The sequence below is a fragment of the Collinsella aerofaciens genome (genome assembly GCF_040910245.1).
GTDB lineage: Bacteria > Actinomycetota > Coriobacteriia > Coriobacteriales > Coriobacteriaceae > Collinsella.
The window spans coordinates 18,291-32,463 of sequence record NZ_JBDGAY010000019.1; the positions used below are offsets into that span (position 1 = coordinate 18,291).

Genomic DNA, 14,173 nt, shown 5'->3' on the forward strand with positions numbered 1-14,173 from the left:
CCGAACAAGGAAAGGGTATGCATGGACGAACTTTTTCACGTCAGTGAGCGCAAGTCCACAATCGGGACCGAACTCCGCGCTGGACTGACAACATTCCTGGCGATGGCCTACATCATCGCCGTCAACCCCGCGGTGCTCTCGGGCGCTGGCATCGATGCGGGAGCGCTCGCCTGCGCCACCTGCCTGGGCGCCGGCATCATGACCATCTGCATGGGCATCTTCGCCAACCGCCCGCTCGCCTGCGCGTCGGGCTTAGGCGTCAACGCGATGATCGCCGGAATCACCACCACCGTCTGCGGCGGTGACTGGCACGTGGCCATGAGCGTCATCTTCCTCGAGGGTATCGTCATCTTGCTGCTCGTACTTTGTGGCCTGCGCGAGGCCATCATGGACGCCATCCCCGTGGTCCTGCGTCACGCCATCTCGGTGGGCCTGGGCCTGTTTATCGCCATGATCGGCCTGTGCGACGCCGGCATCATCACCGCTGGCGCCGGTACGCTCGTCGGTCTGGGCGACATCGCCTCCCCCACCTTTATCGTCGGCATCATCTCCATCGTCGTGACGGTTGCCCTCGCTTCCCGCAACGTGCCGGGCTCGCTGCTCATCGGCATCATCGTCGCCGTTATCGCCGGTATCCCGCTGGGCGTCACCCACGCCCCCGAGGGCCTCATCGCCCCGCTCGACTTCTCGAGCATCGGTGGCCCCATCGCCGACGCCGGCGGCGTGCCCGCCATCGTCAAGGTCCTTACCGACCCCACGCTCCTCGTCATCTCGTTCTCGCTGCTCATGAGTGACTTCTTCGACACCATGGGCACCGCGATGGCCGTGGCCAAGCAGGGCGAGTTCCTCACCGACGACGGCAACGTCGAGGATATCAAGGAGATCCTGATCGTCGACTCCGCCGCCGCCGCTGTGGGCGGTTTCATGGGCGTCTCCTCCATCACCACCTTCGTCGAGTCCACCTCTGGCGCTGCCGACGGCGGCCGCACGGGCCTCACCTCCGTCACCACCGGTGTGCTGTTCATTCTCGCCGCGTTCTTCTCCCCCATCGTCACCATCGTTTCCAGCGCCGCCACCTGCGGTGCCCTGGTCTACGTCGGCTACCTCATGATGAGCGAGGCCTCCGAGATCGACTGGTCCGACGTGTCGCAGGGTTTCCCGGCGTTCATGATTGTCGCCGGCGTGCCCTTCACCTACTCCATCTCTGCCGGCATCGGTCTGGGCTTTATCGCCTACGTGATCGTCGCGCTCTTTAAGGGCGAGGCCTCCAAGATCAAGCCGCTCATGTGGATCGCAGCCCTCGCCTTCCTCGTCTACTTCTTTGTAGCGTAGCGGCAAAGCTGCCAAAGCAGAACACCAAAGCGCGGAGTCGCATCGAGCGGCTCCGCGCTTTTCTTTTAAAGCCAGGCGACGCACGGACGCGCGATGTATTGCTTCCCGAGTTTTGGACATTTTGCCCTCCAAACGGCACTACCGCCGGCTACATCCTGCAGATATGCTGGGCGTAATCGCATAGGCCCTATGAGGATGGGAGTAACCATGGCCGCCTTGTTCACGACCCCCAAGCGCAATGACAAAACCTCTGGAGCCCATTTTGTCGAGCCCGACGTGCGCCGTCGCACGCTGCTCGCACACGGCAGCTGGCGCCGCGTGACACGCCGCATCGTTGTAGGCGCCGTATGCGCGCTTACGGTGAGCTCGCTGCTCATGCCGAGCGTCTCGCTCGCGGCCGAGTGGGTGGACGTCGGCGGCAGCCGGTATGGCGCTGGCACCGCGGCGGGTGACGAGGCCGGCACCTGGAGCTGGGATGGCGCCGATGACATGAAGCTCAACGGCTATAACGGCGGTGCAATCCAGGCTGCGGGCAAGCTCAACATTGCCTATGAGGGCAAGAACACCGTGAAAACCGAGCCCGATTACACCGGAGCCGCCATCAAAGCGCAGGATGGCACTAGCCAGAAAGCAGAGTTGAACATAACGAGCTCGAATAGCACGGATGAGCTCAATGTGACAGCCGAGACCGATGCAATTAAATCCACAGGCGACCTCTCCATTTCTGGCCCAGGCACCGTGAACACCACAAGTACTACTGCCGACGGAATTGAGGCAAAGGGCGACCTCTCTATCACGGGCTCGGGCACCGTGAATGCAACGGGCGGTACCGAAGGTATCCAATCCAAGGGCAAGACCACCATCGATTCCTCTGGCACAGTGATCGCTAAAGGAAACGAAAGTTACGGCATCTCCGCGGGCAGTGACCTCATCATCAAAGGCGGTGGCAAGGTAGAAGCAAGCTCTATAGAAGAAGCAGCGATTTGGGCTAAAGACGGCATCAACATCTCGGGCGGCAGCCAGGTCAAGGCGAACTCCGAGGGAGATCTTGCCGTCGACACTGAGGGCAGTCTCGCGGTCACGAACGCCTCCCTTGACGCAAGCGGTGTTGAATATGGTGTCTATGCCCACAAGGGCGTTACGCTCGATCACGCGACCGTGACGGTCCGTACAAGCGCGAGCGGCGGCCAGGCCATCGCCCTCATCACTGACGGGGACGACATCGTCATCAAGAATGGTTCCATCGTGGACGCGTTCGCGGAAGGCAAATTCTCGGTTGCAATCTCTACCAGAAACCACCAGCCAAACGTCGCTGGCGGCCACATCTACATCAGCGACTCCGTTGTTAAGGCTATAGCCCGCTATGTCGAGACCGGTGGCGATGGCCCCGATCACTACAGCAACGACCAAAGCGGCGCAGTCATCCCTGAGCCTAGGGGTCTGAACATCGGTATCTTCGCCCAGACCTACGAGGGCATCACGCCCGCGAGTATCTCGATCGTCCGCAGCAAGCTCACGGCCGAGGGAGACACGGCGGCAATCTTCGCTCTTGCCATAAGCGAGGACGGCAAGGCGATCGGCACCATCGAGATCGAAGGCGCTCCCATCCAGACGCCCGCAGGCGGCAAGATCATTAACTATTACAACGAGGAAGAGTACGGCCCCAGCATCTCCTACGAGGCAGGTCAAACCATCGGCACGGGCGACACCACGATCGACTCCCCCTATAACGAAGCTGTCGCCAAGAGCACGGTCATCATGCCTCCCGAGGAGATCAAACCCGAGGAGAAGCCCGGCGAGACCAAGCCCGAGGGTTCCAAGTCCGAGGGTTCCAAGTCCGAGGGCACGAAGACGACCAAGACCGTTGCAGTTGCAGCCACGGGAGCCAAGACCACCGGCAAGCTCGCGGCAACCGGCGACGCCTCGAACGCAGCCATCGTGGCAGCCGCCCTTGCAGGAACAGCCGCCATCGCCGCGGGCGCCGTGGTGAGCCGCAAGCGCTCGTAAACACTTTTTCGCACGGGACGGGTGGATCGCGGCCCTTGCCTTCCTCGTCTACTTCTTCGTAGCGTAAGGGCAAGGCTGCAAAAGCTGAACAATAAAGCGCGGAGTCGCCATGCGGCCCCGCGCTTTTCTTTTAGCGCCGGTCCCTGCGCCGGCGTGCGGCCTATTTCTCCCCCATTTTGGCCATTTTGCCCTCCAAACGGCACTACCGCCGGCAACATCCAGCAGATACGCTGAATCTAGTCGTATAGGCCCTATGAGAACGGGAGCAACCATGGCAGCCTTGTTCACGACCCCCAAACGCAATGACACTACCGCCGGAACCCATGTTGCCGAACCCGACGTTCGCCGTCGCATAGGACTCGCGCACGGCAGCTGGCGCCGCGTGACGCGCCGCATCGTCGCGGGCGCCGTGTGCGCGCTCACGGTGAGCTCGCTGCTCATGCCGAGCGTCTCGCTCGCAGCGGAATGGGTCAAGGTCGGCGGCAACAAGTACAACACCGCGGCGAGCGACGAGGCCGGTACCTGGTCGTGGGACGGCGCCGACGACTTGAAGCTCAACAACTATAACGGCGGCGAGATCCAGGCCGCAGGCAAGCTCAACGTGAATTACTCGGGAACCAACATCGTCACTGCCGAATGGATTGAAAGCATCAACGTTTCTCATGGCACTAACGAGAATGCCGAGCTCAATATCCAAGGCGACGAGGGCGGCACGCTCAGCATGACATCTACTGAGGACGCTATCCTCTCCACGGGTAATATCAACATCGACGGAGCCGGATCCGTCAACGCCACGAGCACTGGGCTTGATGCCATCAATGCCGGAGGTGATCTCGCTATCAAAGGTTCGGGCAACGTCAACGCCACGGGTGCATCGGATGGCATCAGGGCAAACGGCAATATCACGATTGACGACAGCGGAACCGTCACCGCCAGGGCTACCAAGGACAAGGGTATTGGAGCCGACAAGAACCTCACCATCAAGGGTGGCGGGACGGTCGAGGCAAGCTCCGAGAAAGACGCTGCCGTCGAGGCCAAGGGCAGCCTCGCAGCCACAAACGCCTCCCTCAACGTAAACGGTGTTGAATATGGCGTCTATGCCCACAAGGGCATCACCCTCGATCATGCAAACGTGACGGTCCGTGCAAGTAAAGGCAGATACGGTGGCGCCAACGCCCTCTTCACCTACCAGGACGACATCGTCGTCAAGAACGGCTCCACCGTGGACGCGTTTGCGGAAGGCGAGGTTTCGGCTGCATTCTCCACCAGAAACGATCGGCCCAACGAGAAGGGCGGCCACATCTACATCAGCGACTCCGTTGTCAAGGCCATAGCCCGCTATGTCGAGAACGGCGACGGCCCCATCCCCTACAGCGAAAACCAAGATGGCGAGACGAGGCGCGAACCCCAAGGCGAGAACATCGGCATCATCGCCCAGACCAGCGAGGGCGTCACACCCGCAGTCATCTCGATCATCCGCAGCAAGGTAACGGCCGAAGGAGATACAGCGGCAATCTTTGCCCGTGCCATGAGCGCTGACGGCAAGACAATCGGCACCATCAAGATTGAGAACGCCGCCATCCAGACGCCCGAAGGCGGCAAGGTCATTGACTATCGCAAGCTCCGTGACGGCATCTACGAGGCAGGCCAAGCCATCGGCACGGGCGACGCCACGGTCGACTCCCTCTATATCAAAGCAGTCGCCAAAAGTACGACCATCGCACCTCCCGAGGTAGCCAAGCCGGAAGACCCCAAGCCCGACGAGACCAAGCCCGCAGAAAGCAAGCCCGCGGAGTCCAAGCAGAACCCCAAGCCTGAGGGCTCAAAGCCGACCAAGGCCGTTGCGGCTTCAACCACGAAAGCCAAGACTACCGGCGTGCTCGCGGCAACCGGCGACACCTCGGGTGCGGCCATCGTGGCAACCGTCCTTGCGGGAACAGCCGCTATCGCCGCAGGCACCATGGCGAGCCGTAAGCGTTCTTAGACGCCTCTGCGCACATGGCAGCTCCCGCGAAGGCCCCGAGCCCCAGCACCGTTTAACAACGCCACCGCCGAGCTCCCCTCCGGCGGTGGCGTTTTCCATATGCGTCCGCAGGGGATGCACGAGATTGTCTTTGGTCTAGCCCAACCGGCATACGCTGGCGTGCGACAATTGGGGCTGCCGATATCACAACACTGAGAGAAGCCCGTCATGGAAGCGCATCAAAAGCAGATAACCGTTTATTCGAATCATACGGAAAGCGCACCTGTCATTTACCTCCCCGTGGTAATGGGCGACGGCGGCGAGGTCTATGACCGCTGCCGAGAGCTCGACTGTCCGCCATTCACCCTCGTCGCCATTGGCGGGCTCGATTGGAATCGCGAGCTGAGCCCCTGGGCATGCGACGGAACCGTACGCGATGCCGAACCTTTTGGCGGCCAAGCTGCCGGTTTTCTTGATGAGCTGCTGAATCAGATAATCCCCCAGGTCGAGTCGTCGCTTCCTCAGCCGCCCACCTGGCGCGGCATTGCCGGTTACTCGCTCGCGGGCCTCTTCGCACTCTGGTCCCTCTGGCAAACCGACGCCTTTGACCGCGCCGCGAGCGCATCGGGGTCGCTATGGTTTCCCGACTTTGTCGACCGTGCCAGCACGGCCCCTTTTGCCGGCAGCCCGCAAGCCGTCTACCTGTCACTCGGCAAAAAGGAAACCAAGACGCCCAACCGCATGATGCGGCATGTACTCGACGACACACGCGCGATGGAAGCGTTGCTCGTCGAGCGCGGCATTCCAACAACGCTGGAGCTCAACCCCGGCAATCACTTTGCCCAAACCGACTTACGCATGGCCCGCGGCATCCACTGGATACTGACACATTAAAAATGGTGCCCACACGCATATACGCATGGGCACCATATCTTGTTTTAGCTGAACGCAGCTGCTACTCAGCAGCCTCCTCAAGCTCGGAGACATCAAACTCAAAGTCGTTACCCGGCAGGATGGCGTTGAGCACAATGCCCACCAGTGAGCCCACGGCAATGCCGGACAGCGAAATGGTCACGCCGCCCAGCTCCAACACGATGGCGCCGGCGGTGCTGTACGCGATGCCGAGCGAAAGCACGAGCACCAGCGCGGCAACCAGCACGTTGCGGTTGTTCTGGAAATCGACCTGGTTCTCGATGAGGTTGCGGACGCCCACAGCGCTGATCATGCCGTAGAGCACGAGCGACACACCGCCGATCACACACGCCGGCATGGCCGCAATGACAGCCGCGAACTTGGGGCAGAACGAAAGCACGATGGCGCAACACGCGGCAATTCGAATTACGTGCGGGTCGAACACGCGCGTCAGGGCGAGCACGCCGGTGTTCTCACCATACGTAGTGTTGGCCGGAGCGCCAAAGAGCGAAGCCAGAATCGTGGCAAGGCCGTCGCCGAGCAGCGTGCGATGCAGACCGGGATCGGCAATGTAGTTGCGCTCGCAAGTCGAACCGATAGCAGAGATATCGCCGATATGCTCGATCATGGTCGCGAAGGCCAGCGGCATGATGGTGATGATGGCCGTCGTGGCAAGACCGCTATCGAACTGCGGCCCAAAGAGTGCAAACACGGTGTTGTCCCACACGATGGGCAGACCGACCCACGGAGCGGCGGCAACGCCCGAGAAATCAACCTCGCCCAGCGCAGCCGCAACGGCATAGCTCACCACAACGCCCAGCAAAATCGGCACGATCTTGACCATGCCGCGGCCCCAAATGTTGCAGATGACGATAACGGCAACGCCAATGACAGCCACAAGCCAGTTGGTCTGGCAGTTAGCAATAGCGGAACTTGCCAGAATCAAGCCGATGGAAATGACGATGGGGCCAGTCACCACCGGCGGAAAGAAACGCATGACACGCTTGGCGCCAAACGCGCGGAAGAGCGCCGCCAGCACCGGATAGAGCAGACCGGCACAAGCTACGCCCAGGCAGGCGTAGGGCAAAAGCTCGGTCTCGCCGTTGGGCGCGATTGCGGCATAACCGGCAATAAAGGCAAACGATGAGCCCAAAAATGCCGGCACCTTACCGCGCGACAGGAAGTGGAACAGCAGCGTGCCCAAGCCGGCAAACAAAAGCGTTGCCGATACCGAGAGGCCGGTGAGCACGGGCACCAGCACGGTGGCGCCAAACATGGCAAACAGGTGCTGTAGGCCGAGCAGGAACATGCGCGGGCGGCCGAGCGACGATGCGTCGTAGATGGCATCGCTGACGGCGGGCGTCGAGGACTGGGACATGGATGTCCTTTCGAATGGAAGGGCGATCAGGCATATCGGATAACCTGCCCGAACGATACGATCCGAACCATTGTACGCGATACACTATGCCTCGCACGCGCCGCCACCTGCAAACACTAGCGCTATTTCCAAACGCGCTCGGCAATGCGCTTGACCAGCGCGATCTTTGCCCATTGCTCATCCTCGGTCAGCTTGTTGCCAATCTCGCAGCTGGCAAAGCCGCACTGAGGCGACAGATACAGGTTCTCGAGCGGCACGTACTTTGCGGCTTCACGGATGCGCTCGACGATAACATCCTCGTTCTCGAGCTCTGCCGCCTTGGTGGTTACCAAGCCCAGCACGACCTTCTTGCCCGGGGCAACGTACTTGAGCGGCTCAAAACCGCCGGCGCGCGGCGTATCGAACTCCAGGTAAAATGCGTCGACATCCTCGTTTGCGAACAGGTACGGCGCGATGGGGTCATAGCCGCCCTCGAAGGCATAGGTAGAGTGGTAGTTACCACGGCACACGTGCGTGTTAATGACCAGGTCGTCGGGCTTGCCCTCGATGGCGGCGTTGTTGAGCGCCACGCCCAGCTCGCTTACCTTCTGCAGGTCGACCGGGCTCATGCCGGTCTTTGCCACGAAATCGGTATCGCAGTAGATGCCCCAGGTGCAGTCATCAAACTGGATGTTGCGGCAGCCTGCTGCGTACAGGTCGGCAATCACCGTGCGATAAGCGGCTGCAATGGCGTCGGCAAGTTCCTCATCGGTCTTGTAGACGGCGCGCAGACTCTCCTGCTGGCCATCGCAGCGATCGAGCGTGACCTCAGAGAACGTCTGGATAGGCGCCGGGATGGTCTGGCGTGCAACGTGGCCCTCCCCCTCGAGCGCCTTGACAAACTTAAAGTGCTCGACGAACGGATGGTTCTCGCCGCTAATGGGACCGGTCACCACGGCGGTGTCGGCGGTAGTCTCCTCATCGTGGAACATATAGCCCGTGCGCGAGGTACGACGCTCAATACCGCTGAGTCCCCACATAAAATCGAGGTGCCAGTAGCTGCGGCGAAACTCGCCATCGGTGATAACCTGCAGGCCGGCGGCCTTCTGCTTGTCCACCAAATCGCGAATGGCATCGTCCTCGACGGCCTTAAGGCCGGCGGCGTCGAGTGTGCCCGCGGCATAGGCGGCACGTGCATCCTTAACAGCCCGTGGACGAAGAAAACTGCCGACGATATCGGCGCGAAACGGCGCGTTCGGTTGAATCAAAGTGCTCATAGATATCTCCCTTTGCATTGGTTGCTTTACCGAGACAGAGTATGAGCGCTCATGTGGCCATCGTAAAATATATGTTTATAACAGTTTGATATAGATGTTTCCTATATCAGTCTGGACTGCCATAAAGAGACTTGAACCGTGCGGAGCACAGCACCCTAGATATGCTGACGAATCGCGTCGATATAGGCCCGACCGTAGCGCGTGAGCGTCGTGTTCTTGCGCGTGATGATGCCGATCTCCATGTACTCATCCACATCGAGCGGAATCGAGATAATGCCGGGGCCGTTGAGTTCGTGGCTAATCACGCCCGAGCACACCGTGTAGCCGTTGAGGCCCATGGCCAGGTTGAACAACGTCGCACGGTCGCGCACGCGGATATTCTTGCGGCGCTCAAACGTCGAGGTCAGTTCCTCGGAATAGTAAAACGAGTTGTAGCTGCCCTGCTCGTAGGACAGGAAGGGATAGTCCTCCAGGTCCTCGAGCGTCACGCTGGAGCGGCCCGCCAGCGGATGGTCTGCACACACAAAAACGTGCGGTGTGGCGCAGAAGAGTCCTTCGAACACGAGCTCGTTGGCCGCCAGCATGCGCTCGATGACCTCGCGATTGTGCTCGGACAGGTACAGGATGCCGAGTTCGCTTTTCATATGCGCGACGTCCTCGATAATCTCGTGAGTCTGCTCCTCGCGCAGGGTAAAGTCGTAGCGCGCGGCATCGAACTCACGGATCACATCGACAAACGCGTTGACGGCAAAGGAATAATGCTGACAGCTCACACTAAAGTGCGGCACCTGCTCGGATGCGCCCTTGTACTTACCTTCGAGCAGATCGGCCTGGTCAAGCACCTGTCGCGCGTAGCCCAAGAAGGTCTCGCCTTCCTCGGATACAACGACACCCTTGTTAGTGCGCTCAAAGATGCGCACACCCATCTCGTTTTCGAGATCGCGGATCGATGCGGTAATCGAAGGCTGCGACACAAAGAGCCGGCGCGAGGCCTCGGTGATGCTGCCGCATTCGGCAACTTTGACGACATACCTGAGCTGCTGAAGCTTCATGGCTTTCTCCCTAGACGTTCGTGACGTCGAAACCCGTCGCATCCATCTGGCGCATAAACGGCGGCATCTCCCCCGTCGCGGCGCAGGCGGCAATCTGATGCAGAGCCCCGGCGACCGCATCGTCTGCCGCAGCGCCGATATGCCAGCGCGCGGCAGCCGTGACGGCCTCGTTGGCATTGGCGACTGCAACGGAGTTGGGAACGGCATCGATCATGGGCAGGTCGTTATCGGAATCACCGAATACGGCCACCTCGTCGGGCGTCAGGTCCAAAGCGCGCGCCAGCTCCAGCGCAGCGCAGCCCTTGTCCCAACCAGCCGGAAGGATGTCGAACAGGCGCACTCGGTTGTTGGGAAACACAAGCGAGAGTTCCGGCACCTCGGCGGCAACGCGCTCACGCAGCTCGGCAAGCTCTTCGCGCGAGCGGGCGCTCCAGATATTCGCCTTGAACACCGGCGCGTCATCGACAACAGGACGGCACGGGGCCTCTTCGCCTTTGAGCCATGCGTTGCCGCCCGACTCCATGGCGCGACGAACGCGCTCGGGATCACTCGTCACGCAATAGGCATCGTTGCCCCAAAAGTCATCGCCCAGGCTATAGACCTTCAGATAGGTATCGTCGGTCTCTTGCTCAAGATAGTCGGCAAGGCGCATGAGGGCACCGTTGTCGCTCGCACGGGAGGCAACAACCTCGCCGTCGACAAACATCACCTGGCCGTTACAGAACGCACCGGTCGAGAAGCACTCGGAACGATTTTTGAACATCCAGCCCATCGCGGACGGCTGGCGACCCGAAACCGGGCCAAAGTGCAGACCCGCCGCCTGCATGGCATGAATGCCCTCGATGGCGTAGTCGCTGGCGCCGTCATGCCCGGCTGGAATCAGCGTATCGTCCATATCGGTCAGCACAAGTTTAATCATAAGGCCCCCATTCGTATCGGTCCTACCTATTGTAACGACCTGCCAAAATAAACCTGTCCCTTTTTGGCAGGTGCGTTAGTATAGGGAACAACAGATTCGATGCGGGAGTGCCGGCGGTGCAAACCACAAGGCTGAGAGGGCATGGGGCCCAATCCTTTGAACCTGTCAGTTAATGCTGGCGTAGGGAGCATGCCGCCTTTACAGGGGCGCTGTCTATGCACAGCGCCCCTTTTCTATGCCAAGGAGGCATGTGCAGTGATTGATTCGGAACAGCTTAAGCAACATATGGTCAAGGCCGTGGAGGAGATTCGCGCTACCAATCCGATGGCCGGCTCCATCACCAACACGGTGACGATCGACTTTGTCGCCAATGCGCAGCTCGCCGTGGGCGGTTCGGCCGCCATGGTCTATCTGCCCGACGAGGGCGAGGCGCTCGTTGCCGGCGGCGGCGCCATCTATCTCAACATGGGCACGCTCTTCCCCATCTACGAGCAGACGATTCCCCGCGCGGCCAAGGCGGCACATGACGCCGGCAAGCCCTGGGTACTCGATCCGGTGGGTCTGGGCATCGGTAGCCTGCGCACCCAGCTGGTAAACGAGCTCAAGCAGTACAAGCCCGCCATCGTACGCGGCAACGCCTCCGAGATCATCGCACTCGCCGGCCTGTGGGGTCTTGAGGGCGAGGCCGCCGACCTGAGCCGTGTACGCGGCGTCGACACCACCGATACGGTCGACGCCGCCCGCGATGCTGCCGTGGCGCTCGCCCGCTACACCGGCGGCGCCGTGGTCGTCTCGGGCGAAGTCGACCTGATCACCGACGGCACGACCGTGGCCAAGTCCCACGGCGGCAGCCCGCTCATGTCCAAGATCACCGGCTGCGGCTGCTCGCAAGGCGGCGTGCTGGCCGTGTACGCCTGTGCCACCGACCCGTTTACGGCAGCCGTCTGCGGTACCGCGGTCTACAACGTTGCCGGCACGCGTGCCGCCGTTGTCGCCGATGCCCCGGCAAGCTTTAAGGTCGCCTTTATCGACGAGCTCTACCGCGCGACCGCCCAAGACATCGCCAACAACCAGCTCGAGCTCGAGGAGGCATAGGCCATGTCCGAGCCTGCAACCAATACCGGCATGAACACACTCGTCGCCGTGGCCATCGCCCCGTGTGGCACCGGCGATGAACTGTCCGCCGAGGTCGCCGAGGTCGTGCGTGTTATCCGCAAGAGCGGCCTTCCCAACCGCACCACCTCGATGTTCACCGAGATCGAGGGCGACTGGGACGAGGTCATGCAGGTCGTGCGCGACGCAACCTTTGTGTTGGCGAGCAAGGGCATCCGCACCGAAGTCGTGCTCAAGGCCGATATTCGACCCGGATTTACCGACACCATGACCGGCAAGCTCGAGCGCATGGAAGCACAGATCAAGAAGCAGGAGGAAGCACGATGAGCATCCGCGACAACCTTGATATCTCGGCCTATCTGGTACTCGGCCCCGAAAACACGCTCGGGCGCCCCGTGGGCGATGTGGTGGCCCAGGCGCTCGACGCCGGCTTTACCTGCATCCAGGTGCGCTCCAAGGTGGCAAGCGCCCGCGAGATCATCGCGCTGACCGGCGACGCCGCGCAGGCAATCGCACAGGCCGGCAAGACCGGTCAGGTCGCCCTGTTGATCGACGACCGTCTGGACTGTGTGCTTGCCGCGCGTGAGCAGGGTATTGCTGTCGATGGCGTGCATGTAGGCCAGAGCGATATTCCCGTCGAGGTCTGCCGCAAACTTTTGGGCCCCGACGCCATCGTGGGCCTTTCGGCCCGTTGCGAGGAGATGCTCGAGTACGTCAAGACCGCCGACATGAGTCTGGTCGACTACCTGGGCATCGGCCCGCTCCACGAGACCGAGACCAAGCGCGATTGCGGACGCGCGGCCGACGGCTCCATCATCACCAAAAGCTTTGAGGACCTGGCCGCACTCCACGCGGCAAGCCCCGTGCCCATCGTGGTGGGCGGCGGCGTTAAGACGGCCGACCTGCCGCAGCTCAAGGCCACCGGCGTCGATGGCTTTTTTGTGGTTAGCGCCGTCTGCAGTGCCGACGACCCCTACGCCGCCGCCAAGGAGCTTGTCGACACCTGGCAGCAGGCATAAGCCTAGGCCGAGCAGTTGCTCCGCAGCCTCATATCTTCAATAGCGGAAAGCGCATCCCAGTTTGGACCTCCATTCCGGGATGCGCTTTCCGTATGCAACCCCTACCCCGCTAGGTAGGCCTCCAACGCCGGCAAAGTCGCCTCCGCATCGCGGCGACCGACCTGGTAGATGCGCTCGAGCTCATCCGGTTCGCGGCACAGCGACGGCACCTTCACCGATTCGCTCGGCCGCACCACAAAGATTTCGCCGGCAGCCTCGCGACGTGCCAGGTCATCGAGCGTGGCATTGTAGACCTCATGCCGATGCTCAAGCGCTGCGACAAACTCCGGGTAGTGACGGAACACGCGCCGCAGCATGGGCATCACGCTGTTGGGCTGCTTCACAAAGCCCGCCGGCTGCGTGAGTACCACGATATTGCGGTCATACCCCTGTGCAAACAGCCATGCGCTGGGAATAGAATCGGCCACGCCACCATCCAGGTACTTACGGCCCTCAATGGCAACGGGACGCGTCGCCACGGGAATCGCCGACGATGCCCGGATCCACTCGATATCCCTCTCGTCGCCATAGGGCAGGTCGTGGTAGACGGCCTTGCCCGTCTCGATATCGGTACACACGCACGTAAACCGCATGGGGCAGGCGCGATATGTCTCCAGGTCGATGGGATCGCGCTCGATGGGCACCTCGTGATAGGCAAAATCGGCATTGAACATATCGCCGGTTCGCAGCCAGCTGGTCACGCTTGCATAGCGCTTGTCGGCACAATAGGCCTTGTTGTAGCGAATGGCGCGGCCGATCTGGCGCGATTTAAAGTTGTAGCCAAACGCCGCGCCCGCCGAGACACCCACCATATGGTCGCAAGTTAAGCCGTGCTCCATCCATACGTCGAGCACGCCCGCCGTATACATACCGCGGTAGCCGCCTCCCTCGAGCGCGAGCCCCACCGTGCGCGTCGTATCCGGCTGTGCCATGCGACCATCTCCGTTCCTACGTCTTAAAACGGGACAAGTATACCCGTCAACATATATCGTCTCAGTCGCATTTTTATCGGACATCGCATCGTCGCGCTACCGTTTGTCGAATAATAGCCGCCCACAGCATGTGCACCCATATATAATTCTGCACTGTTGTTTATACTACTCAGCAGTTATCAACAGCGAACATTAGCCGGTAAATTAACCCAACAACGCAGCGAGGCAGGGGCTTGGATACACGCAAAGCG

General features: G+C 61.1%; 12 protein-coding genes and 1 riboswitch. Of the genes, 7 read left to right on the forward strand and 5 right to left on the reverse strand.

The features are described from left to right. Positions 1-21 precede the first annotated feature (21 nt). The 4 genes from AB5Z20_RS07430 to AB5Z20_RS07445 all read left to right on the forward strand — a co-directional run bounded on the left by AB5Z20_RS07430 (position 22) and on the right by AB5Z20_RS07445 (position 6,196). Complete coding sequence (locus AB5Z20_RS07430; RefSeq protein ID WP_368156813.1) at positions 22-1,332, forward strand: NCS2 family permease; 1,311 nt, start codon at positions 22-24, stop codon at positions 1,330-1,332. A 207-nt stretch (positions 1,333-1,539) separates the two neighbouring features. Then, positions 1,540-3,339, forward strand: coding sequence for an LPXTG cell wall anchor domain-containing protein (locus AB5Z20_RS07435; RefSeq protein WP_368156814.1), 1,800 nt, complete (start codon positions 1,540-1,542; stop codon positions 3,337-3,339). 271 nt (positions 3,340-3,610) lie between these two features. Then, the gene (locus tag AB5Z20_RS07440) at positions 3,611-5,323 is read left to right on the forward strand and encodes a hypothetical protein (RefSeq protein WP_368156815.1); all 1,713 of its coding nucleotides are present in this window, start codon (positions 3,611-3,613) and stop codon (positions 5,321-5,323) included. A 207-nt stretch (positions 5,324-5,530) separates the two neighbouring features. Beyond that, entirely contained in the window at positions 5,531-6,196 is a 666-nt protein-coding gene (locus AB5Z20_RS07445) for an alpha/beta hydrolase (protein WP_368156816.1), read from the forward strand. Between the two features lie 61 nt (positions 6,197-6,257). Here AB5Z20_RS07445 and AB5Z20_RS07450 read toward each other — a convergent pair whose 3' ends face one another. From AB5Z20_RS07450 to AB5Z20_RS07465, 4 genes are all read right to left on the reverse strand, one after another. Beyond that, on the reverse strand, positions 6,258-7,592 hold the full coding sequence (locus tag AB5Z20_RS07450) for a uracil-xanthine permease family protein (RefSeq protein ID WP_368156817.1): 1,335 nt from the start codon (positions 7,590-7,592) through the stop codon (positions 6,258-6,260). 122 nt (positions 7,593-7,714) lie between these two features. Then, a complete protein-coding gene (locus AB5Z20_RS07455) occupies positions 7,715-8,848 on the reverse strand; it encodes a 5-methyltetrahydropteroyltriglutamate--homocysteine S-methyltransferase (RefSeq protein ID WP_368156818.1) in 1,134 nt (377 codons plus the stop codon). 155 nt (positions 8,849-9,003) lie between these two features. Next, the gene (locus AB5Z20_RS07460; RefSeq protein ID WP_195625263.1) at positions 9,004-9,900 is read right to left on the reverse strand and encodes a LysR family transcriptional regulator; all 897 of its coding nucleotides are present in this window, start codon (positions 9,898-9,900) and stop codon (positions 9,004-9,006) included. A 10-nt stretch (positions 9,901-9,910) separates the two neighbouring features. Further along, positions 9,911-10,819, reverse strand: coding sequence for an HAD-IIB family hydrolase (locus AB5Z20_RS07465; RefSeq protein ID WP_368156819.1), 909 nt, complete (start codon positions 10,817-10,819; stop codon positions 9,911-9,913). A gap of 93 nt (positions 10,820-10,912) precedes the next feature. Continuing rightward, positions 10,913-11,023, forward strand: a riboswitch (TPP riboswitch). Positions 11,024-11,074: 51 nt separating this feature from the next. Here AB5Z20_RS07465 and thiM point away from each other — a divergent pair. The 3 genes from thiM to AB5Z20_RS07480 are packed head-to-tail and all read left to right on the forward strand — an operon-like array spanning position 11,075 to position 12,951. Continuing rightward, positions 11,075-11,914 carry a hydroxyethylthiazole kinase gene (gene thiM / locus AB5Z20_RS07470; protein WP_368156820.1) on the forward strand — a complete coding sequence of 280 codons (840 nt, stop codon included), beginning with the start codon at positions 11,075-11,077 and terminating at the stop codon, positions 11,912-11,914. Positions 11,915-11,917: 3 nt separating this feature from the next. Beyond that, complete coding sequence (locus AB5Z20_RS07475) at positions 11,918-12,259, forward strand: MTH1187 family thiamine-binding protein (RefSeq protein WP_368156821.1); 342 nt, start codon at positions 11,918-11,920, stop codon at positions 12,257-12,259. Then, positions 12,256-12,951: a thiamine phosphate synthase gene (locus AB5Z20_RS07480; protein ID WP_006234517.1), complete on the forward strand. Its 696-nt coding sequence runs from the start codon at positions 12,256-12,258 to the stop codon at positions 12,949-12,951. Before AB5Z20_RS07475 ends, AB5Z20_RS07480 begins: the two co-directional genes overlap by 4 nt. A gap of 101 nt (positions 12,952-13,052) precedes the next feature. Here the strand turns inward: AB5Z20_RS07480 and AB5Z20_RS07485 are convergent, their stop codons facing one another. Continuing rightward, positions 13,053-13,922, reverse strand: a complete 870-nt coding sequence (locus AB5Z20_RS07485) for a patatin family protein (protein ID WP_368156822.1) — start codon at positions 13,920-13,922, stop codon at positions 13,053-13,055. Between the last annotated feature and the right edge of the window lie 251 nt (positions 13,923-14,173).

Coding starts and splice junctions, on each gene's coding strand:
- AB5Z20_RS07430 (WP_368156813.1), top strand. CDS start 22: ATGGACGAACTTTTTCACGTCAGTGAGCGCAAGTCCACAATCGGGACC.
- AB5Z20_RS07435 (WP_368156814.1), top strand. CDS start 1,540: ATGGCCGCCTTGTTCACGACCCCCAAGCGCAATGACAAAACCTCTGGA.
- AB5Z20_RS07440 (WP_368156815.1), top strand. CDS start 3,611: ATGGCAGCCTTGTTCACGACCCCCAAACGCAATGACACTACCGCCGGA.
- AB5Z20_RS07445 (WP_368156816.1), top strand. CDS start 5,531: ATGGAAGCGCATCAAAAGCAGATAACCGTTTATTCGAATCATACGGAA.
- AB5Z20_RS07450 (WP_368156817.1), bottom strand. CDS start 7,592: ATGTCCCAGTCCTCGACGCCCGCCGTCAGCGATGCCATCTACGACGCA.
- AB5Z20_RS07455 (WP_368156818.1), bottom strand. CDS start 8,848: ATGAGCACTTTGATTCAACCGAACGCGCCGTTTCGCGCCGATATCGTC.
- AB5Z20_RS07460 (WP_195625263.1), bottom strand. CDS start 9,900: ATGAAGCTTCAGCAGCTCAGGTATGTCGTCAAAGTTGCCGAATGCGGC.
- AB5Z20_RS07465 (WP_368156819.1), bottom strand. CDS start 10,819: ATGATTAAACTTGTGCTGACCGATATGGACGATACGCTGATTCCAGCC.
- AB5Z20_RS07475 (WP_368156821.1), top strand. CDS start 11,918: ATGTCCGAGCCTGCAACCAATACCGGCATGAACACACTCGTCGCCGTG.
- AB5Z20_RS07480 (WP_006234517.1), top strand. CDS start 12,256: ATGAGCATCCGCGACAACCTTGATATCTCGGCCTATCTGGTACTCGGC.
- AB5Z20_RS07485 (WP_368156822.1), bottom strand. CDS start 13,922: ATGGCACAGCCGGATACGACGCGCACGGTGGGGCTCGCGCTCGAGGGA.